At 30.9% G+C, this 26,342-nt stretch carries 26 protein-coding genes; 24 read left to right on the top strand and 2 right to left on the bottom strand.

The features are described from left to right. Positions 1 to 257: 257 nt before the first annotated feature. Both CCC31_RS03625 and CCC31_RS03620 read left to right on the top strand, forming a co-directional pair. A complete protein-coding gene (locus tag CCC31_RS03625; RefSeq protein WP_022089035.1) occupies positions 258 to 443 on the top strand; it encodes a hypothetical protein in 186 nt (61 codons plus the stop codon). A 13-nt stretch (positions 444 to 456) separates the two neighbouring features. After that, entirely contained in the window at positions 457 to 699 is a 243-nt protein-coding gene (locus tag CCC31_RS03620) for a spore coat protein (RefSeq protein ID WP_290849745.1), read from the top strand. A 119-nt stretch (positions 700 to 818) separates the two neighbouring features. Here CCC31_RS03620 and CCC31_RS03615 read toward each other — a convergent pair whose 3' ends face one another. Next, positions 819 to 2,555: an NFACT RNA binding domain-containing protein gene (locus tag CCC31_RS03615; protein WP_290849743.1), complete on the bottom strand. Its 1,737-nt coding sequence runs from the start codon at positions 2,553 to 2,555 to the stop codon at positions 819 to 821. 174 nt (positions 2,556 to 2,729) lie between these two features. Between CCC31_RS03615 and CCC31_RS03610 the strand changes: the two genes are divergently transcribed. From CCC31_RS03610 to xerD, 14 genes are all read left to right on the top strand, one after another. Then, positions 2,730 to 3,608 carry a YicC/YloC family endoribonuclease gene (locus CCC31_RS03610; RefSeq protein ID WP_118565128.1) on the top strand — a complete coding sequence of 293 codons (879 nt, stop codon included), beginning with the start codon at positions 2,730 to 2,732 and terminating at the stop codon, positions 3,606 to 3,608. Between the two features lie 5 nt (positions 3,609 to 3,613). Beyond that, positions 3,614 to 4,243 (top strand): guanylate kinase, encoded by a 630-nt coding sequence (gene gmk, locus CCC31_RS03605; RefSeq protein WP_290849740.1) that lies wholly within the window; start codon positions 3,614 to 3,616, stop codon positions 4,241 to 4,243. Positions 4,244 to 4,246: 3 nt separating this feature from the next. Then, entirely contained in the window at positions 4,247 to 4,492 is a 246-nt protein-coding gene (rpoZ, locus tag CCC31_RS03600; protein ID WP_022089040.1) for a DNA-directed RNA polymerase subunit omega, read from the top strand. A gap of 77 nt (positions 4,493 to 4,569) precedes the next feature. Continuing rightward, the gene (gene rimO / locus CCC31_RS03595) at positions 4,570 to 5,901 is read left to right on the top strand and encodes a 30S ribosomal protein S12 methylthiotransferase RimO (protein ID WP_260978788.1); all 1,332 of its coding nucleotides are present in this window, start codon (positions 4,570 to 4,572) and stop codon (positions 5,899 to 5,901) included. 19 nt (positions 5,902 to 5,920) lie between these two features. Next, a complete protein-coding gene (pgsA, locus tag CCC31_RS03590; RefSeq protein ID WP_117910195.1) occupies positions 5,921 to 6,454 on the top strand; it encodes a CDP-diacylglycerol--glycerol-3-phosphate 3-phosphatidyltransferase in 534 nt (177 codons plus the stop codon). A 239-nt stretch (positions 6,455 to 6,693) separates the two neighbouring features. Next, on the top strand, positions 6,694 to 7,170 hold the full coding sequence (locus CCC31_RS03585) for a CinA family protein (protein ID WP_022089043.1): 477 nt from the start codon (positions 6,694 to 6,696) through the stop codon (positions 7,168 to 7,170). A gap of 99 nt (positions 7,171 to 7,269) precedes the next feature. Continuing rightward, positions 7,270 to 8,559, top strand: coding sequence for an aminotransferase (locus CCC31_RS03580; RefSeq protein ID WP_117910197.1), 1,290 nt, complete (start codon positions 7,270 to 7,272; stop codon positions 8,557 to 8,559). A 485-nt stretch (positions 8,560 to 9,044) separates the two neighbouring features. Next, the gene (recA, locus tag CCC31_RS03575; RefSeq protein ID WP_022089045.1) at positions 9,045 to 10,088 is read left to right on the top strand and encodes a recombinase RecA; all 1,044 of its coding nucleotides are present in this window, start codon (positions 9,045 to 9,047) and stop codon (positions 10,086 to 10,088) included. A 1-nt stretch (position 10,089) separates the two neighbouring features. Beyond that, positions 10,090 to 10,704, top strand: coding sequence for a regulatory protein RecX (locus CCC31_RS03570; protein WP_290849734.1), 615 nt, complete (start codon positions 10,090 to 10,092; stop codon positions 10,702 to 10,704). A gap of 165 nt (positions 10,705 to 10,869) precedes the next feature. After that, positions 10,870 to 12,423 carry a ribonuclease Y gene (gene rny / locus CCC31_RS03565; RefSeq protein WP_243003058.1) on the top strand — a complete coding sequence of 518 codons (1,554 nt, stop codon included), beginning with the start codon at positions 10,870 to 10,872 and terminating at the stop codon, positions 12,421 to 12,423. A gap of 128 nt (positions 12,424 to 12,551) precedes the next feature. Continuing rightward, entirely contained in the window at positions 12,552 to 13,349 is a 798-nt protein-coding gene (gene proC / locus CCC31_RS03560) for a pyrroline-5-carboxylate reductase (RefSeq protein WP_022089048.1), read from the top strand. Positions 13,350 to 13,405: 56 nt separating this feature from the next. Beyond that, on the top strand, positions 13,406 to 13,948 hold the full coding sequence (locus tag CCC31_RS03555) for an NUDIX hydrolase (RefSeq protein ID WP_022089049.1): 543 nt from the start codon (positions 13,406 to 13,408) through the stop codon (positions 13,946 to 13,948). 53 nt (positions 13,949 to 14,001) lie between these two features. After that, positions 14,002 to 14,550 carry a hypothetical protein gene (locus tag CCC31_RS03550; protein ID WP_117910199.1) on the top strand — a complete coding sequence of 183 codons (549 nt, stop codon included), beginning with the start codon at positions 14,002 to 14,004 and terminating at the stop codon, positions 14,548 to 14,550. A 235-nt stretch (positions 14,551 to 14,785) separates the two neighbouring features. Next, positions 14,786 to 15,670 (top strand): site-specific tyrosine recombinase XerD, encoded by an 885-nt coding sequence (gene xerD, locus CCC31_RS03545; protein WP_022089051.1) that lies wholly within the window; start codon positions 14,786 to 14,788, stop codon positions 15,668 to 15,670. Positions 15,671 to 15,823: 153 nt separating this feature from the next. Here xerD and CCC31_RS03540 read toward each other — a convergent pair whose 3' ends face one another. After that, positions 15,824 to 16,852, bottom strand: a complete 1,029-nt coding sequence (locus CCC31_RS03540; protein ID WP_290849725.1) for a 3-deoxy-7-phosphoheptulonate synthase — start codon at positions 16,850 to 16,852, stop codon at positions 15,824 to 15,826. Between the two features lie 374 nt (positions 16,853 to 17,226). On the opposite strand from CCC31_RS03540, the gene CCC31_RS03535 reads away from it, so the two are divergent. The 8 genes from CCC31_RS03535 (at position 17,227) to dapF (ending at position 26,299) form a co-directional block, all read left to right on the top strand. Next, on the top strand, positions 17,227 to 18,399 hold the full coding sequence (locus tag CCC31_RS03535; RefSeq protein ID WP_290849723.1) for a phosphopentomutase: 1,173 nt from the start codon (positions 17,227 to 17,229) through the stop codon (positions 18,397 to 18,399). Positions 18,400 to 18,530: 131 nt separating this feature from the next. Continuing rightward, complete coding sequence (gene udp, locus CCC31_RS03530) at positions 18,531 to 19,292, top strand: uridine phosphorylase (protein ID WP_022088358.1); 762 nt, start codon at positions 18,531 to 18,533, stop codon at positions 19,290 to 19,292. Beyond that, positions 19,282 to 21,378, top strand: coding sequence for a sulfatase-like hydrolase/transferase (locus CCC31_RS03525; RefSeq protein ID WP_022088359.1), 2,097 nt, complete (start codon positions 19,282 to 19,284; stop codon positions 21,376 to 21,378). Before udp ends, CCC31_RS03525 begins: the two co-directional genes overlap by 11 nt. A 50-nt stretch (positions 21,379 to 21,428) precedes the next feature. Beyond that, positions 21,429 to 22,631, top strand: coding sequence for a D-alanyl-D-alanine carboxypeptidase family protein (locus CCC31_RS03520; RefSeq protein ID WP_290849719.1), 1,203 nt, complete (start codon positions 21,429 to 21,431; stop codon positions 22,629 to 22,631). A 69-nt stretch (positions 22,632 to 22,700) separates the two neighbouring features. Then, positions 22,701 to 23,444, top strand: a complete 744-nt coding sequence (locus tag CCC31_RS03515) for a segregation/condensation protein A (protein ID WP_290849717.1) — start codon at positions 22,701 to 22,703, stop codon at positions 23,442 to 23,444. 16 nt (positions 23,445 to 23,460) lie between these two features. Further along, entirely contained in the window at positions 23,461 to 24,030 is a 570-nt protein-coding gene (gene scpB / locus CCC31_RS03510; protein WP_022088362.1) for an SMC-Scp complex subunit ScpB, read from the top strand. A gap of 84 nt (positions 24,031 to 24,114) precedes the next feature. Continuing rightward, positions 24,115 to 25,269 carry a D-alanyl-D-alanine carboxypeptidase family protein gene (locus tag CCC31_RS03505; RefSeq protein WP_290849714.1) on the top strand — a complete coding sequence of 385 codons (1,155 nt, stop codon included), beginning with the start codon at positions 24,115 to 24,117 and terminating at the stop codon, positions 25,267 to 25,269. Between the two features lie 196 nt (positions 25,270 to 25,465). After that, positions 25,466 to 26,299: a diaminopimelate epimerase gene (dapF, locus tag CCC31_RS03500; protein ID WP_290849712.1), complete on the top strand. Its 834-nt coding sequence runs from the start codon at positions 25,466 to 25,468 to the stop codon at positions 26,297 to 26,299. Positions 26,300 to 26,342 lie beyond the last annotated feature (43 nt).

Raw genomic sequence — 26,342 nt, 5'->3', positions numbered from 1 at the left:
GGATTTTTTTTAAACATGGGTGGTCCAAATGTTTATAGAAATTTTTTGTTCTTTATTAAGCATGGAAATCCAGATTTTATAGAAATTTTTTGGGCCTATGTCAAGTGTAGAAATTCGAGTATTTATAAAAAATTTTGCTCATATATCAAGCATAGGACTCCAAGTTTTTATAGAAATTTTTTGATGTTAAAAAATTACGAATAAATAATTTAAAAGAAGAAATACTAAATTAGGTAATGATAATTAGGAGGTACAATATGAGTAATTTATCAGAACTTGATTTACAGAATTTAAGACATTTAATTACAGGATATGAAACATGTGGTGAAAAGATGTCATGTTATGCAAAAGAAGCTACTGATCCTGAAGTAAAAAAATTTTTTGAAGATGGCGTTAATTCAGCAACACAAAATAAAGAAAAATTAATGAAATTTTTAGGATAGGAGAAGTAATAAAATGCAGGAAAAATATATGGTTATTGATTCATTAGAAGGAATTAATTCTGAGATTGAGAAGTTTGGGAATATGATTCCTCAGACGGAAAATAAAGAATTAAAACAGACATTAAAAGAGATGAGAAATAAATGTGAAATGTCACAGGAACGGTTAGCACAAATTGCTACAGCAAAGAATTATTATGTTCCGGCAGCACAGGCATCAGAACAGGAAATTCAGTCAGTAAAATCTATATTTCAGTAGTAAAGTTAATTTAGTATACAAATAAAGTAGTAAAAATACTTTAATAAAAACATGTTTTAAATTAAATTTATCAAATTAAAAAAATCCGCCATCTTTTTTGATGGCGGAAAATGTACATATTAAATAATCTCCTGTATACCTGTTATATCAGGAGTGATTGCCATAGAATAGTTTGTATGGTAAATAACAAATCCTGGCATAGCACCGGCAACTTTTTTTATCTGTTTTCTTTGAATGTAATCAATTTCGACTTTATCCTGATTACATCCCTTAGAAAAATGAGCAGCAAGTCTTGCAGCCTCTTCAAATGTAGCGTCAGGTAATTCCTTACCCTCACATTTGACAATTACGTGAGAACCCGGGAAGGTTTTACTATGGAACCACCAGTCATTACCGTTTGCAACTTTAAATGTAAGGTTTTCATTTTGAATGTTGTTTTTTCCAACATACATATGAAATCCATCAGAGGAAATGAAATGTAAAGGCTTATTTACTATTTTTTCTTTTTTTCCTGTTCGCTTAAATTTAATATATCCGGTCTGAATTAATTCATCCTTAATCGCTTTTAAGTCATTTTCGCTTGTAGCAATATCAATTGAAGCACTGACAGTTTCAAGGTAATCAATAGATTTTTTTGTCTCTATAATAATATCTGATAATGCTTCATTAGTACGTTTTAATTTTGCGTATTTGTCAAAGAATTTTTTCGCATTTTCAATTGGTGAAATAGTAGGGTCAAGCGGAATTGATATTGGCTCATTAGTATAGAAATTAATTGTATCGAATTTCTTGGCGCCGGGTTCAATTGAATAACCATAAGTTGTAAGTAATTCACCATATACTTTATATTTATCTTTTTTTAATGTATCTTTCATTTGCTTTTCCTGAATAGCAAATTTTTTTCTGTCTTTTTCTAATGCGTTTGTTACGACACGCCTTAAGTCAGAAGATTTTTGCCTCATACGTGTATGCAAATTTTTCTTGGCATAATAGTTCCTTAACAAAGAACTCATGTCGTCGTAAATAATTTCATCACAGTCTGAATGAGTAGAAAGACGTACAGCTGAAAAATCTACAGGTAAATCATCTTTTTCATATATAACAGGTGTAAATTCACCTTTTTTAATTTTGTTCATTAATTCATAAAATTGAATCCAGATTAAGTTTTGATTCCCATGTTCTAGTACGTTTGCAGGAATTGATGAATCAAATTTTGCAGCATAACATATGCTTTCAGCAATAGTTGGACTAATTCCGGTAAAGGAAGTGTAAATTGCTTTTGAAAGATTAATCGGTTTAGAGAATACTGTGTTAAAGAATTCTTCTTTTGAAACTGATAATGGATCGAATTTATCCATTGTATCAGGAATAAAATATTCTTTTCCGGGGAGAACCTGTCTTACAGAACTCATAACGGCTGATACATGTTTTATGCTGTCTAATATCATATTATTTTCATCGCAGAAAATAATATTGCTGTGTTTGCCCATTAGTTCGACAATTAAATGCTTTTGTCTTATGTCTCCTAAATCATCTAAATGCTGTATTTCAAAATCCAGGATTCGTTCAAGTCCCGGCTGTGTAATGTTTATGATTCGTCCATTATTTATATGTTTTCTGAGTAACATACAAAAGTTAGGAGCTGTCATTGGACTAGGTTTAGATTCTTCAGTTATGTATGTTAATGGAAGGCTTGCATTAGCTGAAATTAAAAGTTTGTATTGAGCTTTGCCATTTTTAATAGTTAATGTGAGCTCGTCATTTTCTGTCTGGGCAATTTTATACAGTCTTCCATCTGTAAATTTATTTTTAAATTCCTGTGCCAAAGCAGCAACAGTTATTCCGTCAAATGCCATAATTTGAAATTCCTTTCGTATATCGAAATTTTAAAGTTACTGATAATATAATAATGTATTTTTCATTTTATTATTTTATGAATTTCAAGTCAACCTTGACTGAATATTTCAAATGAATTATAATAAGTTGAATTATGGCATTGTATGCTTAAAAAGAAATGAATGGTGAATGATATGCTATGTAGTATGACGGGATTTGGAAGAAGTGAAGTGTCAGTAGGAGAGAGAAAGGTTACTGTTGAAATTAAATCAGTTAATCATAGATTTCTTGAGGCAGGCATAAAACTTCCAAAAAAATTAAATTATTTAGATGGAGATATTAGAAGAATATTAAAATCTAAGATTGAAAGAGGAAAAGTAGATGTTTTTATTACTTATGAAAACACAGGTGAAGGAAATGTCTGCTTGAAGTATAATTCTGAACTTGCAGCTGAATATTACAATATATTTAAGAAAATGAGTGATGAGTTAGGAATAGACAATGATATAACAACGTCTAAATTAGGACGTTGCCCTGAAGTTATAATGATGGAGGAGCAGAGTGAAGATGAGGATGAATTATTACACATTGTTGAAGATGCAATGATACAGGCATGTGATAAGTTGGTTCAGGCAAGAAATGCAGAAGGCGAAAGACTTAAAGCTGATTTAATGAATAAGTTAGACAATATAGAAAAAAATGTTTTATTTATTCAGGAAAAGTCCCCTTTAATTGTTGCGGAATATCGTGAAAAAATTAATGAAAGATTGCATGAATTACTTGAGGATAATCAGATAGATGAAGGCCGAATTGCACAGGAAGTAACAATTTATGCAGATAAGATATGTGTAGACGAAGAGATAATAAGACTGCTTAGTCATATTAAGGCTATGAGAGACAGTCTTAATAGCAATAAAGCTATAGGTAGAAAATTAGATTTTATTACTCAGGAAATGAATAGAGAAGCTAATACTACTTTATCAAAGACGTCTAATCATGAAATTGCAGATGTGGCAATCGAATTAAAGACTGAAATCGAAAAGATTAGAGAACAAATACAGAATTTGGAGTAAGAGTAATGAGTAAACAGGGTAAATTATTAATTATTTCAGGTTTCTCAGGTGTTGGAAAAGGAACTGTAGTTAATAAATTAATAGATAAATACGATGATTACACAATTTCAATTTCAGCTACAACGAGAAAACCAAGAGTTGGAGAAGTTGATAAGGTAAATTATTTCTTTGTTAGTAAAGAAGAATTTGAAGATATGATAGCTAATAATAAATTGTTAGAATATGCACAGTATGTTGACAATTATTATGGTACTCCGCTTGAATTTGTTAATGAAAAGTTAAATGAGGGCATTAATGTTATTCTAGAAATTGAAACTCAGGGCGCTTTGAAGGTAAAAGAGATAATGCCTGAAGCAATGATGATTTTTATTCTTCCTCCAAGTGCAGAGGAGTTAAAAAAACGTTTGGTCGGCAGAAACACAGAGTCTATGGAAGTAATAAATAAAAGACTCATGAAAGCAGCTGAAGAAACAATATTTATGGATAATTATGAATATTTCGTTGTTAACGATGAAATAGAAGGTTGTGTCGAAAAAATCAATTTAGTTGTGAATAACGATACAACGGGAACAGCTTCAAAAAAAGAAGTTGAAGATATTAAAAATGATATTAAAAAGTTTTCGAAAGGAGAATAAATTATGTTACATCCATCATATTCAGATTTAATGGCAATAGCAAACAGCGACGTTGAGGAAGGTGAACATCCGGTAGTACAAAGCAGATATTCAATTGTTATGGCTACATCAAAGAGAGCAAGACAGATAATTGCAGGTGATGCACCACTTATTGATGATGCTGATGATAAGAAACCACTTTCTATCGCAGTAGAAGAATTATACAAATCTAAGATTAAAATCTTAGGAGACGACGAAAGCGAAAATTAGAAAATAAGGGAGGCTTTTGTAGAATGACATATAGAATGATTCATTTTACAAAAGTCTCTTGTTTTGTAGGAGATAAAATGAAAATCTTATTTATTTCATTAGGTTGTGATAAAAACTTAGTTGATTCAGAGCACATGATAGGACTTTTAGGAAAAGCAGGTTATGAATTTACTTCTGATGAAACTGAGGCTGATATTATAATTATAAATAGTTGTAGTTTTATTAAAGATGCAAAAGAAGAAAGCATTGAAACAATATTTAATATGGCAAGAATGAAAGAAGAAGGAAATTGTAAAGCTTTGGTTTTAGCAGGATGCCTTGCGCAAAGATATCATGAAGAAATTAAAGATGAAATTCCTGAAATAGACATTGTTGTTGGTACTACGGCTATTGATGATATTGTAACTATAGTAGAAGATTATTTTAATAAGAATGAAAAAAAGCAATATATTAAAAATATAAATCTATTAGCCGGTACAAAAGCACCACGTGGTAATGCTGGAACAGACAGATATGCTTATTTAAAAATTGCAGAAGGTTGTGATAAACATTGCACATATTGCATTATTCCAAAAATCAGAGGAGACTATAGAAGTGTGCCAATGGAAGATTTAATTGCTGAAGCAAAAGATTTAGCTAAGTCAGGCATACGCGAGTTGATTTTGGTTGCCCAGGAAACAACAATGTATGGAAAAGATATATATGGAGAAAAAAGACTTCATATTTTATTAAAGGAATTATGCAAGATTGAAGACATCGAATGGATTAGAGTGTTATACTGTTATCCGGAAGAAATATATGATGAATTGATTCATACCATTGCAAGTGAAGATAAGATATGTAATTACTTAGATATTCCTATTCAGCATGCAAGTGATAATGTATTAAAACGGATGGGACGAAGAACAACTAATCAGGAATTAAGGGATGTTATTGCAAAACTAAGAAAAGAAATACCTGACATAGTACTTCGTACAACTTTAATTACAGGATTTCCCGGAGAAACACAAAAGGATCATGAAATTCTTATGAATTTTGTGGATGAAATGGAATTTGAAAGATTAGGTGTATTCACATATTCAAAAGAAGAAGGAACACCTGCTGAAAAGATGGAAAATCAGATTCCGGAAGAAGTTAAAGAAGAACGTAGAGATGAAATTATGGAACTTCAACAGGAAATTGCCTTTGATTTTTCTGAAAAAATGATTGGAAAGGTTATGAAGGCTTATATTGAAGGAAAAATTTCAGGAGAAAACGCATATATTGCAAGAACATATATGGACATACCGGGTGTCGACAGTAATGTTTTTGTAATTACCGATGAAGAATTAATGACGGGTGATTTTGTAAATGTATTAATTACAGGCTCAAATGATTATGATTTGATAGGTGAACTTCAATACAAATAGATGAGAAGGAGATAAAAAGATGAATTTACCAAATAAACTAACGGTTTTCAGGGTGATTTTAATACCGTTTTTTGTATGTTTTATGTTGGCTGATATTTTTGGAGGTATAGACAAATATATCGCTGTTGGAATATTTATTGTTGCAAGTTTAACAGACTTACTTGATGGAAAGATTGCAAGAAAATACAATCTTGTTACAAATTTTGGAAAATTTATGGATCCATTAGCAGATAAATTGTTGGTAAGCGCTGCTTTAATTTGTTTATCAGAAAGTAAAATTCCAGTATGGATTGTAATTATAATTATCAGTAGAGAATTATTTATCAGTGGATTTAGAACACTTGCTGCAGATAAAGGAGTTGTTCTTGCTGCAGGTTGGTGGGGTAAATTTAAAACAACATTCCAAATGATTATGATTATTGTATTAATTATTGATTTGCCTTATACATTTATGGGAGTTATAGGAACTGCTTTAATATATATATCATTAGCTCTCACGATTATTTCAATGGTAGATTATGTATATAAGAATGTAGATGTACTAAAGGGGTAATATTTTAAAAATATTTATATGTACAACAAATATACGTTGTCTGAAATAGTCAGGCATTAAGCTTAAAATAAATTAAGTAAAAATAAAAGGATAGGTGTCTGCTTAAGTAGGCATCTATGTTTTTATATAAATATATTTGGCTGGTTTTAATGCAGTATGCTAATAATAAAATCCCACAACTGACCGGGAGAAAGGAGTATTCAATTAATATATAAGATAATTGAAATGGATGGAATAAAATGAATTTAGAGGAAAGATTAGTTAAAATGTTATTAGATAGAAACGAAAAAGTTTCTACAGCAGAATCATGTACAGGAGGCTTAGTGGCTGGAAAGATTGTAAATGTTTCAGGAGCATCTGAAGTATTTGACGAAGGATATGTAACTTATGCTAATAAATCAAAAGCAAAATTATTAGGGGTAAGTAAAGAAATTTTGGACAATGAAGGAGCTGTAAGTAAAGAATGTGCAATGGAAATGGCAATTGGATGCGCAAAAGCAGCAAATGCCCAGCTTGGATTATCCACAACCGGAATTGCGGGACCGGGAGGAGGAACACCTGATAAACCTGTAGGGTTAGTTTATTTTGGATGCTATTATAATGGAGAAGTTTCCTGTGAAAAGCATATATTTAAAGGAGATAGATATGAAGTACGTACTCAGGCTGCAGATAAAATTTTGGAAATTGCCTTAAATAAAATGACTTTAAAAAATTAAGTAAATGCTATACAAAACAAAATATTATAAAAAATGATTGAATAATACTTAATTTTATTATAGAATCTTATAGACGAAAAAAGGATAGGAGGCCCACTAATGTTTTATAATGAATATAGCAAAGAAAAATTGCAGGAAGAATTAGAAGGACTTTACAAAGAGTACAATAAGATTAAGGAATCCGGAATTAGTTTGGATATGTCAAGAGGAAAACCGGGACCTGACCAATTAGATTTGTCAATGGATATGTTAGATGTATTTAATTCAGAAAGTGATTTAAAGGCATCAAACGGTTTCGATTGCAGAAATTATGGTGTTTTAGACGGAATTCCGGAAGCTAAAAAAATGATGGCTGATATTATGGAGTGTAATCCGGAAAATGTTATTATTGGCGGAAATGCAAGTCTTAATTTAATGTATGATGCAATTTCGAGAGCATATACACATGGAATTATGGGTGAAACTCCTTGGTGTAAATTAGATAAAGTAAAATGGTTATGCCCGGTGCCTGGATATGACAGACATTTTGGTATTACAGAACATTTCGGTATTGAAATGATAAATATTCCACTTAAAGAAGATGGACCTGATATGGATATGATTGAAGAATTAGTTTCTAAAGATGCATCTATAAAAGGTATTTGGTGTGTACCAAAATATGAAAATCCAACAGGATTGTCTTATTCAGATGAAGTTGTAAAAAGAATGGCAGCACTTAAACCGGCAGCTAAAGACTTTAGAATTTTCTGGGATAATGCATATGCTATTCATCATTTATACGATGAAGAAGAAAAACAGGATACTATATTAAATATTATTGATGAATGTAAAAAAGCAGGAAATGAAGATATGGTGTACGAATTTGCATCAACATCGAAAGTTACATTCCCAGGTTCAGGGATAGCTGCGATAGCTTCATCTGTAGCAAATGTTGATGAAATTAAGAAGAGAATGTCAGTACAGACAATCGGATTTGATAAAATGAATCAGCTTCGTCATGTAAAATATTTCAAGAATGCTGAAGGTGTAAAAAAACATATGGCTAAACATGCAGCTAAATTAAGACCAAAGTTTGAAGCAGTATTGAAAATGCTTGATGCTGAATTAGATGGATATGGAATTGCTACATGGACAAAGCCAAATGGTGGATATTTCATATCTTTTGATGTTATGGAAGGCTGTGCAAAGAAAGTAGTAAATATGTGCAAAGAAGCAGGAATGGTTCTCACAGGGGCAGGAGCACCTTTCCCATATGGAATAGATCCTAAAGATAGCAATATTAGAATTGCACCATCATATCCTTCACCTGAAGAATTGATCGATGCAAGTAAAATATTGATTGTTTGTACAAAAATTGCAGCAATTGAAAAATTGCTTGAAACTAAGTAAAATAATAATATTTTGAAATATTAGGATTAAGTTTGCTTTTGATGTCATTATGCAATTATTATTTTTGATAATTTATGATAAAAAATAAATCTAAAAATAAATATATAAATAAGCCGTATGAGTAATTAGTGCGATAGAATGCAACATAATTTTCATACGGCTTTAATTGTATCCGGACGAATGTTTGAAGATGGAATCGTTAGTTGTCATGCATTGGAGAGACTAATCTTATGGTTTGATTAGGATTGGTTTGTAACTATTCAAATATATACTTAAATTGTTAATTGTCTGTAATATATATTTAAAATGCTGATTGTGACGATAAAGTTTTAATAAAAATATTTAAACAATAAATTTAATATTGCAATTTAAATATAAAATGTGATATTATAATAGCGTCCGTAATAAAAAAAGGTTGACATTGGTTCAATGTTATAATAAGATAATAACATAACGAACATAAGTTCGAACAGAAAGGGAACGAAATGAATAAAGAAGATAAATTAAAAGCACTCGATGCAGCGATTGCTAAGATTGAGAAAGATCATGGTAAAGGATCAATTATGAAACTTGGGGATTCAAGGGCGCAGATGAATGTAGATTCAACACCTACAGGTTCATTAAGCCTTGATATAGCACTTGGAATTGGAGGGATTCCTAAGGGAAGAATTATTGAAATATATGGCCCTGAATCAAGTGGTAAGACAACGGTTGCATTACATATGATTGCTGAAGTACAGAAACAGGGCGGAGTTGCAGGGTTTATTGATGCTGAACATGCACTTGATCCGGTTTATGCTAAGAATATTGGTGTTGATATAGATAATTTATATATTTCACAGCCTGATTTTGGTGAACAGGCATTAGAAATTGCCGATACAATGGTTCGTTCAGGAGCAGTTGATATAATTGTTGTTGATTCAGTTGCGGCATTAGTTCCTAAAGCTGAAATTGATGGCGAGATGGGTGATACACATGTAGCACTTCAGGCAAGACTTATGTCACAGGCATTAAGAAAATTAACAGGTGTTATAAATAAGACGAATTGTTCTGTTATTTTCATTAACCAGTTAAGAGAAAAAGTTGGGGTTATGTTTGGTAATCCGGAAACCACAACAGGTGGTAGAGCATTGAAATTCTATTCATCTGTAAGACTTGATGTTAGAAGAGTTGAAACATTAAAAGCAGGTGGAGAGATGATTGGAAACCGTGCTAAAGTAAAGATTGTTAAGAACAAAGTAGCTCCTCCGTTTAAAGAAGCTGAGTTTGATATTATGTTTGGTAAAGGAATATCTAAAGAAGGAGATATTTTAGATTTAGCATCTAAAATTGGAGTTATTGTAAAGAGTGGCGCATGGTATGCATATAATGGTGAGAAGATTGGTCAGGGTAGAGAAAATGCCAAGATATATCTAAGAGAACATGAAGCTGCTATGAACGAAATAGAAAAGAAAGTTCGTGAACATTTTTCTTCACATGATGAGGAAAGTGAATCAGAAAAGCAGGATAATGGTAAGGTAGAGGAATAACATGCACTATATTACTGAAATAAAAGATATAGGAAAGAAATGTAGAATTATAATCGATGACGATATCGTAGTTCAATTATATAAAGGAGAAGTTCGAAAACTGGGAATAAAAGCAGATTCTCAGTTTTCGAATGAGTCTTATAATGAAATGTATAATATCTTAAATAAGAGAGCGCGTGAGCGCTCATTATTTTTATTAAAAGATATGGATAAGACAGAAAAACAGATAAGAGATAAGTTAAAATTAGGTGATTACCCGGAAGATATAATAAATAATGCAATTGAATTTTTAAAGAAATATGGTTATGTAGATGATATACGATATGCGAAACTCTATATATCCTCTAAACAAAATTCGAAAAGTATAAAACAAATAGAACTTGAATTATATAAAAAAGGAGTTAATAAGGAAAATGTCAGTAAAGTTCTTTTAGAAATGGATTTATCTAATGAAGAGGCATTAAATAAATTAATAGAAAAGATTATAAAAAAAAATGATTTGAATGATAAAACACAGTATAACAAGATGTGCAGATATCTGTTAGGAAAAGGATTTTCTTATGGAGAAATACAGGAAGCACTATTTAAGTACACCAACTATGATACGGAATGGTAATGCACAAATGTTAGTTTGTTCAATTAATATTTATACAATATGTAGTAAGAAATGATGGTATATGTGACAGGATAAGTACCCCTTTTTACTTGACATAACATTGATTTGGGAGTAAAATTAATTTGTTGTGTTTGTACAATGAAAATTTAATAAGGAGGTGCTCCTGTGAAACCAGAATTAGTGGCTATTATAGTAGTTGCAGTCGCAGTTGTATTCTCTATTATTTCCTCAGTTATCACTTCGTTATATAGAAAGAATGTAAGTGAAAAGAAGATTGGAAATGCTGAAAGCAAAGCAAGAGAAATCATAGATGAGGCAATTAAAACAGCAGAATCTAAGAAGAAAGAAGCTTTATTAGAAGCAAAGGAAGAAAATCTCAAGACAAAGAATGAGTTAGACAAGGAAGTAAGAGAACGCAGAGCTGAGATTCAACGTTACGAAAAAAGAGTTCTTAACAAAGAAGAAACCATTGATAAAAAGATGGATAGCTATGAAAAGAAAGAAGCTGCACTTAAGGTTAAAGAGGAAGAGTTAGCTGTTATGAAAGCTAAAGTTGAATCACTTAATGAGCAGCGTGTACAGGAATTAGAAAGAATCTCTGGATTAACCTCCGAACAAGCAAAAGATTATTTATTGAAAACTGTTGAAGAAGAAGTAAAACATGAAACAGCGAAATTAATCAAGGAAAATGAAGCAAGAGTAAAGGAAGAATCTGAAAAGAGAGCTAAGGACATAATTGTTAATGCAATTCAAAAATGTTCAACAGATCATGTTTCAGAAACTACAATTTCAGTTGTAAATCTTCCTAATGATGAAATGAAAGGTAGAATTATTGGTAGAGAGGGAAGAAATATTAGGACAATAGAAACTCTCACTGGTGTTGATTTGATTATAGACGATACACCTGAAGCAGTAATTCTTTCAAGTTTTGATCCAATTAGAAGAGAAGTTGCAAGAATTGCACTTGAAAAGCTGATTGTAGATGGACGTATTCATCCGGCCAGAATCGAAGAGATGGTTGAGAAAGCTCAAAAAGAAGTTGAAACAATGATTAGAGAAGAGGGTGAAGCAGCATCCTTAGAAGTTGGAGTACATGGATTACATCCTGAACTTATAAAACTCTTAGGAAGAATGAAGTTCAGAACAAGTTATGGACAGAATGCCTTAAAGCATTCAATTGAAGTTGCTCATTTATCAGGGTTGATAGCAGCTGAAATCGGATTAGATGTTCGAGTTGCTAAGAGAGCAGGTTTATTACATGATATAGGTAAATCTGTTGACCACGATATGGAAGGAACACATATTCAGTTAGGTGTTGATATTTGTAGAAAATACAAAGAATCTGCAATTGTAATTAATGCAGTTGAAGCACATCATGGTGATGTTGAACCTGAAAGCCTTATTGCCTGTGTAGTTCAGGCAGCTGATGCGATTTCAGCGTCAAGACCGGGTGCTAGAAGAGAAACACTTGAAACATACACAAACAGATTAAAACAGTTAGAAGATATTACGGACTCATTTGAAGGAGTTGAGAAGTCTTTTGCTATTCAGGCAGGAAGAGAGATTCGAGTTATGGTAGTACCTGAGAAAGTATCTGATGCTGATATGGTACTCATGGCAAGAGATATTTCTAAACAGATAGAAGCTGAGTTAGAATATCCTGGTCAGATTAAAGTTAATGTAATTCGTGAAAGCAGAGTAACAGATTATGCTAAATAGATTTTAATTACATAATCATTCGGCTATACGAAATAATACTTTATAAAATTATAAAAAAGTGCAAGTTAATTGCACTTTTTTTTTATTATGATATACTTTTACAGAAAAGATGTTGGAGGTAAATATATATGGCTAAAATTGGATTTATCGGAATGGGTAATATGGGATATGCAATGTTAAAGGGTGCTTTACGTGAATTTGATGTACAGGATATTGTATTTTATGATGTAAATGTAGATAGAATGAAGCAGGTTTCTAATGAAACTAAAGTTGATTATCTTGATTCTAATGTACATGTTGTACGTAGTGTTAAATATTTAATACTTGCGGTTAAACCTCAGTTTTATAATGATGTCTTAAAAGATATAGCAGATGAAATAGAAAAAGAAAATGTTGTTATTTCCATCGCACCGGGAATTACAATTAAACAATTGAAAGACAGAATTGGATTTGATGCAAGAATTGTTAGAGCAATGCCCAATACTCCGGCGTTAGTTGGTGAAGGTATGACAGGAGTTGCTTATAATCCTACAGAATTTAATCTGGAGGAAAAACATATTATTGAAAAGATATTTAAGGCAATTGGTAAGATGAAAATTGTTAATGAAAAACTTATGAGTGCAGTTACATGTGCTAGTGGAAGTTCACCAGCATATGTATTTATGTTTATTGAAGCACTTGCAGATGGAGCAGTAAGATGTGGTATGAGCAGACAGGATGCATATGAATTTGCAGCTCAGACAGTTTACGGCTCAGCAAAGATGGTTTTAGAAACAAAGGCACATCCGGGAATCTTAAAAGATATGGTTTGTTCGCCGGCAGGAACAACAATAGATGCTGTTAAGGTTTTAGAAGATAATGGATTTAGAAGTGCAATTATGAAAGCAACAGAAGCTTGTTTTGATAAGTGTGAAAATATAAAATAATTTGTCGTTTTTTATAAATGTCTATTTGATTTTTGAAATATGGAGTGGAGAAATATATGAAGGAGTTTAATAGAATAAATAGAGAAATTGTTTATAAAGGTGCCATAATTGATTTTTGTAAGGATACAATTATTACACCGAAGAATCATACTGTGAAATGGGATTTGATAAAACATAAAGGTGCTGCAGCAATTATTCCTGTAACGAATGATGGAAGAATAATTATGGTGAGACAGTGGAGAAATGCAGTAGACAAGTTTTCATTGGAAATTCCGGCAGGAGGTTTAGATGGAGCAAATGAACCTACTAAAGTATGTGCAGCCCGTGAACTTGAAGAGGAAACAGGTTATACATCTGAAAAAATCGAATTTTTACAGACATTAATTCCTGCAATAGCATATTCTCAGGAAAAAATAGATGTATATGTTGCTTTTAATTTAAAAGAGTCTCAGCAGAATTTCGATGAAGACGAAGATATTACATTAGAAATATATTCTGTAGAGGAATTGTTAGAAAAGATTATGAAAAATGAAATTAACGATGCCAAAACTGTTTCGGCAATTTTAACATATTATAATAAGTATTGTTGTAATAAGTGATAAAATAAATGTAATTGCATATTATATAATACACTTTAATGAAGAGTGATTATATGGTAAGATGGCAGTTCTCAAAAACTAAATTTAGAATCTGTGCATTTATACTCGGAAATATTATAGGATTTATGATGTTTAGGTATTTATGGACAGATTCTTATTTTGTAAATAAATATTGTGAAAGTTTGTTGATAGATAGAAAGTTTGTTCAAATAAAATTAGATAGTATGATTTTTTTTACTATATATTACGAAATGAAAAAAATGATATTTCTAAATTTTATTGGAATAACGAAATATAGAAAATATTTTATAGATATATATATTGTTTATGTTGGTTTAACTTTTATGATTCAGTTATGTATGTTGTTGAAAAGACCTGGGTTTATTTTCATAGTATCAGTATTCATATATATATTGGAAAAAAGTCTTCAATTGCTTTATGTTCTTTTTATCGAAAAATATATGATTAATTATGAACAACAAACAAAAACAAACATAAAATATAAATGCGTTATTATGGGAAATCTCCTTTTCATAAATATAGGATTTATAGGAATTCTTAGTTCCTTTATTGCATTTATATTTAAAATTATATTTTTTTAATAAAATATTTTGACCAATATGTAGTTGATTAAAAATGAATCAAACGATATATAGTGTATTTATTGCAAAAATAATATATTTATATAATTTTGAATGTAAATAGATGCAAAAATGTGTTTGATTTTATCGTAAAAGAAATATATAATTAATAGTAATCGACTATAAAATGACACATAATATGCGACTATAAAATCTTTTGTGTGATGTTGTTTTAGGATGAATTAGGAGACGGAATATGCATTTGGAAATTGAAAAATTTATAATAAAATTGCATAAAGAAAAAGATATTTCTGAAAATACTGAATTATCATACAGAAGAGATTTGAAGAAACTTGTGGATTATTTAGAAAATAAAGGAATAGATGATTTTAAACAGATAAATGAGAGTGATTTAGTTGGATATGTTGAATGTTTGCATAAATTAGGACGTAAATCATCTACTATAACAAGATCAATAGTAAGTATAAAATCCTTTTTTAACTATCTGTTTAACGAGGGATTGGTCGAGAAAAACTATGCCTTAAAATTAGTAGCTCCTAAAATAGAAAAACATGCACCTAATGTATTGACTTTAAATCAGGTTGATGCACTTTTAAGTGCACCTAGTGGAGATACTCCAAAAGAATTGAGAGATAAAGCAATGCTAGAATTACTTTATGCTACAGGAATGAGAGTTACAGAGATTATCACATTAGAATTAAAAGATGTTAATCTTGAGTTAGAATATGTAGTTTGTCATGACAGAACAAAAGAAAGAATGATTCCATTTGGTAGCGATGCAAAAAAAGCATTAGTAATGTATCTGAGAAATGGAAGAGATTATTTGCTTGGCGATAATGAAAGTGATTGCCTGTTCCTTAATTGCTCAGGAAAAACAATGAGCAGACAGGGCTTTTGGAAAATTATAAAACAGTATGGTAATAAAGCGGAAATAGATATGGAAATCACTCCGCATGTGTTAAGACATACATTTGCAACGCATTTAATTAATAATGGTGCAGCATTAAAGTCTGTACAGGTTATGCTTGGACATTCAGATGTGTCAACAACCCATATGTATTTGAATCCTGAAAACAGGCAGATAAGGGAAGCTTATGATAGGGCACATCCTAAAGCATAGGTTATATAAAAGAGTAATTAGTATATATGAATTGAATGCAATAAATAAAACTGTGGTTGATAAAGCCATGGTTTTTATTATCAGGTAAAGTTTTAGATAGTTTAATATAGAAAAATCCGACAGTACTAAAATGTCTGTCGGATTTTTATTTCATCAAGCTTGATCAGCAATTTCGTAAATTAATTCTTTAGATAAGTCCCAACCTAAACATGGATCAGTAATAGATTTACCATATGTATGTTCAGATAATGGCTGATTTCCGTTTTCAATATAACTTTCAATCATAAGACCTTTAACGAATTTCTTCATATCGTCAGAATGTTTTCTGTTATGCATTACTTCTTTAGCTATTCTAATCTGTTCTAAATAGTTTTTGTTTGAATTAGAATGGTTTGTATCAATAATAACTGCAGGATTTGCAAATCCCTTGTCCATATATGAATCATGTAAATTAATTAAATCTTCATAATGATAGTTAGGGATGCACTGACCGTATTGGTTTACGGCACCTCTTAATATAGCGTGTGTTAAATCGTTTCCGGATGTCTGAACGTCCCATCCTCTATAGATGAAAGAATGACCACATTGTGCAGCTTCAATTGAATTTAACATGATTGAAATATCTCCACTTGTTGGATTTTTCATTCCGACAGGAATGTCAATTCCACTTGCAGTTAAACGATGCTGCTGATCTTCAACAGATCTTGCACCAATAGCTACATATGATAAGCAGTCTGAAAAATATCTGTAATTTTCAGGATATAACATTTCATCTGCTAAAGGTAACTTAGTATCTTCCATTAACTTTAAGAATAACTGTCTTATTGTGATTAACCCTTGAAGCAAATCAGGTTTCTTTTCAGGATCAGGCTGATGTAACATACCTTTATATCCCTTACCTGTTGTACGAGGTTTGTTTGTGTAAACTCTTGGAATGATAAGAAGTTTATCTTTAACTTCTTCCTGAATTTTAGCAAGTCTTGAAATGTAGTCTTCAACAGCTTCCTGATTGTCAGCTGAGCAAGGACCGATGATTAATAAAAATTTGTCAAGTTCGCCTGTGAAAACTTTGCGAATTTCTGTATCGTTTAATTCTTTTTGTTTTGCAACTTCATCTGACACCGGATACATTGTTTTGATTTCCAATGGAGTCGGAAGTTTTCTGAAAAATTCATAACTCATGATTTTGCTCTCCTTTAGTAAAAGTCGTTATAGGATGTATGGGAATAAAATTATTTCTGATTTAATCAGAATAAAAATGTTGATTAAATATAATCAACTTACTTGTTAGAAAATGCTTTTATTCAATGCATTTTTGATTAAAAATAATCAATTATAAGATAAAATTCACCATATAAGGTAATTGAAGGTTACCCATCGCTAACGCTCATTATACCATATAAATTTAATTCTTCAATAAAGAAAAAATATGCCATCATATTTTTATTTTAAAAGTAAAAGTAGTATAATAAACATATAAAATGATGTAAAAAGTTAGATTAAGATTAATTTGTCTACACATCTAGAGCGATATTTTGTTTGTGGAGGTGGTTTAAATGTTAAACAGAGTAATTTGGATTATATTAGATAGTGCAGGTATAGGTGAACTTCCGGATGCTGATAAATTTGGAGATGAAGGTGCTGACACATTTGGACATATTTATGAATCAAAAGAGGGGTTTAGACTTCCTAATTTAGAAAAACTTGGGATTGGGAATATACGAGGTGTGAATAAAAATATTAGAAATGTAGTAAATCCTGTTGGAATATATGGTAAAGCTATGGAGAAATCTAAAGGAAAGGATACAACAGTTGGTCATTGGGAAATGACAGGGATAATTACGGAGACTCCTTTTAAAGTATATCCGAATGGTTTTAATGAAAAAATAATAAATAAGTTTATAGAATCTTCAAATTTACCGGGTATATTATGTAATAAGGTTGGTTCGGGAACGAAAGTAATAGAAGAATATGGAGTCGAACATATTAAGACGAAGAAACCAATTGTATATACCTCAGCTGACAGTGTTTTTCAGGTGGCATGTCATACATCTGTTTACAGCTTGGATGAATTATATGAAATGTGTGAAAATGCCAGAAAGATTCTTTGTGGAGATGATAGCGTGGCAAGAGTAATTGCCAGACCATTTGATGGTAATCCGGGAAACTTTGTAAGAACAAGCGATAGAAGAGATTTTTCGGTTAAACCATCAGACTCTAATTTGCTTAAAATATTACAAAACAATGGAATTAGTGTTACGGCAGTTGGAAAAATAAATGATATATTTTGTGGAAGCGGAATAGAAAAGGCAATTCATACAACGGATAATATGGATGGCGTAAATAAAACATTAGATGAAATGAAAGAACTAGAAAAGGGGCTTATATTTACAAATTTAGTAGAGTTTGATTCAAAATGGGGACACAGAAGAAATGTAGAAGGTTATGGACAGGGACTTATTGATTTTGATAGCAGATTGCCTCAAATAATTGATAATTTAAGGAATAATGATTTACTTATAATTAATGCAGACCATGGCTGTGACCCTACTTTTAAAGGAACTGATCATACAAGAGAATATATTCCTGTTATTGCATATTCTAAGAATTGTAAAAATGGAGTAGATTTGGGAATATTGAATTCATTTTCTGATATTGGAGCTACAATAGCAGAAATATTTGGTGTAAAAATAAGCAATGGTGAAAGTTTTTTAAATAAAATTCTTTAGCATTGTTTTAGTTGAAAAATATAATGATTAGAGTACAAAAATGGATTTTGCTATTTGAGGATGTGTTTGCATTATTCCCATTTTTGATATTATATCATATGATTTTAGAGGATTGAACAGGAGGGTACTATATGGGAAAACAATATCATATACAGGTAGATGAAAATGACGTTGGAAGATATGTAATTCTTCCGGGAGACCCGGGCAGGTGTGAAAAAATAGCATCTCATCTAGATGATGCAAAGTTTATAAGCAGAAATAGAGAATTCGTTACGTATACAGGATATTTAGAAGGGAAAAAAGTTTCTGTTACTTCAACAGGAATTGGTGGCCCTTCAGCTGCAATAGCAATGGAAGAACTGGTTGCGTGTAAAGCGGATACATTTGTGCGTATAGGAACCTGTGGCGGAATTAACATGAAAGTAAAATCAGGAGATTGTGTTATTGCAACCGGAGCTATTAGAAATGAAGGGTTAAGTAGAGAATATGCACCAATTGAATTTCCAGCTGTTCCAGATTTTTCTATTGCAACTGCATTAGTTAATGCTTGCAAAAAAAATAAAATAGTGTATCATTGTGGAGTGGTACAATGTAAAGATTCTTTTTATGGACAGCATGCACCTGAGCGAATGCCGGTGTCTTATGAACTGCTAAATAAATGGAAAGCATGGAAACGTTTGGGAGTGCTTGCAAGTGAAATGGAATCAGCTGCATTGTATACAGTTGCAGCGACTTTAGGCGTTAGATGTGGTTCTGTGTTTAATGTAGTATGGAATCAGGAAAGAAAGAAGGCAGGATTTGTAGAAGAGGACTGTCTTAATACCGAAAAGGCTATAAAAGTTGCTGTAGATGCTATAAAAATTTTAATAGAGGAAGACAGGGATGTTAGATAACATTAAAAAAGCAAAAGAGGAATTAATTAAAGTAAAACATTTTTTTAAGGAAACTTATAATAAACATATAATTTATATGTATATTACTGTTGCATTACTAGTTAATCTTATTATTGAAATGTTGGCAAGAGGTTCTTTCCTAAAAGGAATTTTTTATCTTATTTCAAGCCCATATGTTTTTATATGTAATTCGATAATAATTTTAATGACGTTGTCAGTTACATTACTGATGAGACGAAGATTTTTTGGTATATCAATTATATCGATTGTTTGGATTATATTTGGTATAGCCAACTGTGTATTGCTATCGTATAGAGTTACACCATTTACTGCGGTAGACATGATGCTTATTGATAGTGCATTGGATGTAATGAATAAATATTTAAATACTTTTGCATACATACTTATTATAGCTTTAGCGATTTTAGCAGTTGTAGGATTAGTATTTGTTTGGATTAAAGTACCTAAAGTAAATCATAAAATTAATTATGTTCGTAACATAATAGCAATAGCAATTATATGGGTGATAGGTTTTGGCGCAATTAATTTAGGAATTGCTTCATCATTATTGTCAGCTAAATTTGGAAATCTGGCTGACAGTTACAGAGACTATGGTTTTGTTTACTGCTTTACTAACAGTTTGGTTAATACAGGTGTAGATAAGCCGGCAGACTATTCAGATAAAACAATAAAAAGTTTGACTGCAGATGTAGAAGAAACGAAGGTAAAGAAAAAGCCTAATATAATATTTTTGCAGTTAGAGTCATTTTTTGATATTAACAATATGACAAATATAACTTTTTCTGAAAATCCGGTTCCATATTTTGAAAGCCTGATGGAACAGTATCCAAGTGGATATTTAGATGTTCCAATTGTAGGTGCAGGAACTGTAAATACAGAATTTGAAGTTATGACAGGAATGAATCTGGATGATTTTGGCCCTGGTGAATATCCTTTTAAAACAATTTTAAAAGAGACAACATGTGAAAGTATAGCATATAACTTAAAAGAATATGGTTATGCTACTCATGCAATTCATGATAATACAGCAACTTTTTATAGTAGAAATGTAGTATTTTCAAATTTAGGATACGATACATTTTCAAGTATAGAAACAATGAATATTGATGACTTTACTCCTATGGGTTGGGCAAAAGATTATTTCCTTACAGATGAAATAGTTGCAGCACTTGACTCTACAGAAGGACAGGATTATATTTATACAATTTCTGTACAGGGACACGGAAGTTATCCTACTGAAGGAGACTATGATTATCCGATTACTGTAAGTGGATTAGATGATCAGGCAAAGACAAATCAGTATCAGTATTATGTTTGGCAGATAAATGAAATGGATAAATTTATACAGAAACTTGTGGAAACTCTTTCTAAGAGAGATGAAGATACAATATTAGTTATGTATGGAGATCATTTGCCAAGTTTAGGTATAACGGAATCAGAACTTGTAAATGGTGATGTATATCAGACACAGTATGTTATCTGGTCTAATTTTAAGACAAAATACGAAGACGAAGATATAGAAGCATACCAGTTACAGTCAAAAATTCTTGGCGGATTAAATATGACTGCAGGTACAATCAATAATTATACACAAAAGCACAAGAATGATGATGATTATGCAGATGGTTTACAAAATCTTGAATATGACAGCTTGTATGGGGATCATTTGCTTTATGGTGGTGATAATCCATATGTAGCAACAGATATTCAGTTTGGTCTTACAAAGGTGTCTGTTTCATCAATTTCGCCAATGAATGATGGAAGTGGAACAGTTTATATTTATGGAAAGAACTTCACAAATTATAGTAAAGTTTATATAAATGACGAAAAAGTTTCTACTGTATTTATTGATGATAGCACATTAATGATAAATTATGGCGATTTGAAAGATGGAGACAGTTTCTCTGTATACCAGCAGAATTCAGATACTCATGTGTTGAAGAAGACAGATCCGATTATTTTTGAATCGGAAAATCTGGCAATGCCACAGGAAGAAACAACAATTCCTGAGACAACCGTACCTGAAACTAAGAAAAATAGAAAGAATAAAAAAAATAAAGAATAATTTTAATGAAACTCCATTACAATGTTATATAGGTTGTAATGGAGTTTTTTATGAAGAAAATAATTATATACATACTTTGTGTTTGTCTAATGTTTACATTTATCTTTAGTAAAAGTGTCTTTGCAAAAAACAACAAAAATGAAACTGTTGAAAATTCATCAATAGAAAAAGAAATAACAGCTAAGGCGGCAGTACTGATGGAGCCTGAATCTAAAACAATTTTGGTAAACAAAAATGGGGATGAGAAATTATGTCCGGCAAGTATAACAAAAATAATGACGCTATTACTTATTTTTGAAGAATTAGAAGCGGGTAAAATTAAATTGGATGATATGGTAACGACAAGTGAACACGCAAAAAGCATGGGTGGTTCACAAGTGTTTTTGGAAACAGGAGAACAGCAAAGTGTGGAAACACTAATTAAATGTATTGTTGTTGCGTCAGGAAATGATGCCTCGGTTGCCATGGCTGAATACATAGCCGGTTCTGAAAGCGAATTTGTTGATAGAATGAATAAAAAAGCTAAAGAACTAAATATGAATAATACTAATTTCGAAGATTGTTGTGGACTTACGGATTCTGATAACCATTATTCGAGTGCAAATGATGTGGCGATTATGTCTTCAGAATTAATTACAAAATATCCGCAGATATTTAAATATTCAACAATATGGATGGAAACCATAATTCATAAAACGGATAAGGGGGAAAAGGAGTTTGTTCTGTCAAATACAAATAAATTACTTAAAACAAATGATTGCATAAAGGGGTTAAAGACAGGAAGCACATCAAAAGCAAAATATTGCGTATCTATTGTAGGACAGAAAAATGATGTCACATTGGTGTCGGTAATAATGGCAGCGCCTGACTATAAAACAAGATTTTCTGAGTCAGAAAAACTGATTAATTATGGATTCTCAAAATGCAAATTTTATAAGGATGAAAATGTGCATAAAAGTAATGTGAAAATAAAGAATGGTAAAAAAGAATACGTAAAATCAGGGGTTAAAAATAAATTTTCATATGTAGAAATCAAGGACAGAGATATTAGCAACATTAAAAGCAAAGATAAGATTAAAACTAATATTAAGGCTCCGGTTAAAAAGGGGGATAAACTTGGTGTATGCGAATATTTTATTGACAAAGAAAAAATAGGAGAAACAGAAATAATATCGTATGAAAATGTAGAGAAGAATAATTTTATAACAGAATATTTAAAAATGTTTAAAAATGTATTTAGATGCTGCATTTAAAAATGAGTTGAAAAAATATATGAATTTATGTAAAATTAACAATGATATTAATTTGAAAGAGTAAGATACATGGAATTAGAAGTAAAACTTGAAGTGTTTGAAGGACCATTAGATTTGCTTTTGCATTTGATAGAAAAAAATAAAGTAGACATTTATGACATACCTATTGTTGAAATTACAAGACAATATTTAGAGTACGTAAGTAAATTAGCAGAAGAAAATCTTGACCTTGCCAGCGAATTTCTGGTAATGGCATCAACGTTAATTGATATAAAATGTAAAATGCTGTTGCCTAAAGAAGTTGATGAAGATGGTGAAGAAATTGATCCGAGAGCAGATTTGGTTCAAAAATTAATCGAATATAAAATGTATAAATATGCAGCTATAGAACTTAAAGATATGCAGCTTTATGCGGGAAAGTCACTATATAAAGAACCGACAATTCCTGAAGAAGTTGCAAAATATCAACCGCCTGTAGATTTAGATGAAATTTTAAAGGATGTTGATTTAAATAAGTTAAAAGAAATTTTTGATACAGTAATTAAACGCCAGATAGATAAGATTGACCCTGTAAGAAGTAAATTTGGTAAAATTGAAATGGAGGAGGTCAGCCTTACTGATAAAATAACTTATGTGAAAAAAGTAGCTGTAAAAAAGCATAAATGCAGCTTTAAACAGTTGATTGAAAACCAGACATCAAAAATGGAAGTTATAGTTACATTCCTGGCAGTATTAGAACTGATTAAAGTGGGAGAGATTAATGTAAGTCAGGAAAAGACATTTGATGATATAATTATTAGCACAAAGGAATGAGTAGGTGTAAGATTTAATGGAAACAAATAATTATGAAGCTGCCATAGAAGCAATATTATTTACTATGGGAGAATCAGTAGAAATAGATAAGATTGCAAAGGCCTTAGAATTAACTAAAGCTCAAGTTAAAAAGATTGTTGCAAATATGCAGAAGGAACTTGAAAGTGATTCAAGAGGAATTAGAATAATCGAGTTAGAAAATGCATATCAGTTATGTACTAAACCTGAAATGTATGATTATTTAATAAAAGTTGCAAAGCAACCAAGAAGACAGGTGCTTACGGATGTAATGATGGAAACACTTTCTATTATTGCATATAAGCAGCCAATTACAAAATCTGAGATTGAAAGTATCAGAGGAGTAAAAAGTGATTTTGCAGTCAATAAACTAGTTGAATACGAATTGGTTCAGGAGGTTGGAAGATTAGATACTCCGGGTAGACCGTTACTTTTTGGTACGACAGAAGAATTTTTGAGAAGGTTTGGAGTTGACTCTTCAGAAAATCTACCTGAGATTAATCCTGATGTTATAGAAGAAATAAAAGAAGAAGCAGAAAAAGAAGTTTCTCTTAAATCAAATGACTAAAAGATAAAGTAGCAAAGAAGCTGGAATATAAATCTGGCTTCTTTATTTTTTTAATTAGTATGTAAAATATGACCAGGAGGAGTTATGTCTAAAAAAAGTATTTATAGATTGATAAGTTTTTGCATAACGATAATTATCGCATGTAATATACTTTGTATTTGTAAAATAAATGCTGATGAGGAAAAAGTAGTAAAATACGCAAAGTCTGCTGTTTTAATAGATGGGGACTCAGGTAGAATTTTGTATGAAAAATCTGCACACAATAAAGTGTCTGTGGCAAGCACGACTAAAATTATGACATGTATATTAGTAATCGAAAATGGAAATCTTGGTGATATGGTTACTCCGTCTGATTATGCGATAGCTATGCCAAAGGTTAAAATGCATTTAGACTCAAAAGATAAATATAAACTTGAAGACTTACTATACGCAATGATGTTAGAGTCATATAATGATGTCGCTGTAGCAGTCGCTGAGCATATAGCTGGAAGTGTTGAAAAATTTGCAGAGTTAATGAATATTAAAGCAAAAGATATTGGAATGAAGGATACAAATTTTGTTACACCAAATGGGCTTGATGCCAAAAATCAATATTCAACTGCTTACGATATGGCTCTTTTAGGCATGTATGCAACAAATAATGAACTGTTTGTAAAAATCACAAATACAAGAAACTATTCTTTTGCAAGCGAAAACGGAAGAAGAGTTTCTGTAAGTAATAAAGATGCGTTTCTAGATAAAATGAGTGATGCAATAGGTATAAAGACAGGATTTACAGGAAATGCAGGATATTGTTTTGTAGGTGCTTTAAAAAATGAAAATAAAAAACTAATTTCATGTGTTCTTGCATGTGGATGGCCACCTAATAAAGGATATAAATGGAATGACACTTTAAGCTTAATGAAATATGGTGAAAATTATAATTATAAAGAAATAGTCGATATACAGAATGATTTTGTTAAATACGATGTTAGGAATGGGGTAGAAAATATATTAAATACATATACGAATGAAAAATTTGGATTGCTGCTTAAAAATGACGATAAAGTTGATAAAAAGATAGTAATATCCAAAAAGAATGCACCAATTTTTAAGAATGAAGTTGTTGGATACGAAAATATATATGTAAATAATATTAAAATAAAAGCTATAGAGATTAAGGCAAAACAAAATATTAAAAAGTATGAATTTAAATATTGTTTAAAAAAATTTTTTTTGATATTTTTTTCTTTAATTTAAATGAAATAGGTGTAGTGATATACAAGATTTTAAACGCCAATGATATAAATTAAAATGTTTTACTTTAATATTTATATGTGGTATATTTATACCAAATTTGTTTTTTAAAAATAGTATATTTTAAATAAACAAATTGAAATTAATAGATACAATCTCTTATTATTGATTAAAAGTAGCAGGAAGAACAGGAGAGCTTATGAAGTTTACAAAGATGGAAGGTTGCGGAAATGATTATGTTTACGTAAACGGATTTGAAGAAAAAATTGATAATCCCAATGAAGTTGCTATAGCAGTTAGTGACAGACATTTTGGAATAAGTTCAGACGGACTTATAATAATTAATCCATCAGAAGTAGCTGATTTTAAAATGTGTATGTACAATGCTGACGGTTCAGAAGGAAAGATGTGTGGAAACGGAATCCGTTGCGTGGCAAAATATGTTTATGATTTTAAACTAACAGATAAAGATGTAATAACAGTTGAAACTTTATCAGGAATTAAGACTTTAAAATTAAATGTTGAAAATGGAAAAGTTAAAACTGTCAGAGTAAATATGGGAGCACCAATTCTTGAGTGCGATAAAGTCCCGGTTAAATATGACGATGAAAAGATGATTAATAAGCCTGTAAAGGTAGATGGAAAGACATTTAACATAACATGCGTTTCAATGGGTAATCCTCACGCAGTTACATTTATAAATGATACAGATAATCTTGAAATAGAAAAAATCGGACCTAAGTTTGAAAATAATGAAATTTTCCCAGATAAAGTAAATACGGAATTCATTCAGATTATTGATAAGAAGACAGTAAAAATGAGAGTGTGGGAAAGAGGCTCAGGTGAAACTTTTGCATGTGGAACAGGAGCTTGCGCAAGCGTAGTTGCAAGTGTGTTAAACAGACTTACAGAAAATAAGGTAACTGTAAAACTATTAGGTGGAGAATTAGAGATTGAATATAATCAGGATGAAAATACTGTATATATGACAGGACCTGCAAGAGTTGTTTTTACGGGAGAATATGATATATAAAATGAAAGGAACATTAGACTGTTAAGTCTATGCATGGAAAATA

The organism is Eubacterium sp. LMAG:50, from assembly GCF_008680265.1.
Classification (GTDB): domain Bacteria; phylum Bacillota; class Clostridia; order Lachnospirales; family Lachnospiraceae; genus Eubacterium_U; species Eubacterium_U album.
The sequence above is the reverse complement of the archived record's forward strand: the minus strand, read 5'-3'. Positions and strand labels throughout refer to the sequence as shown.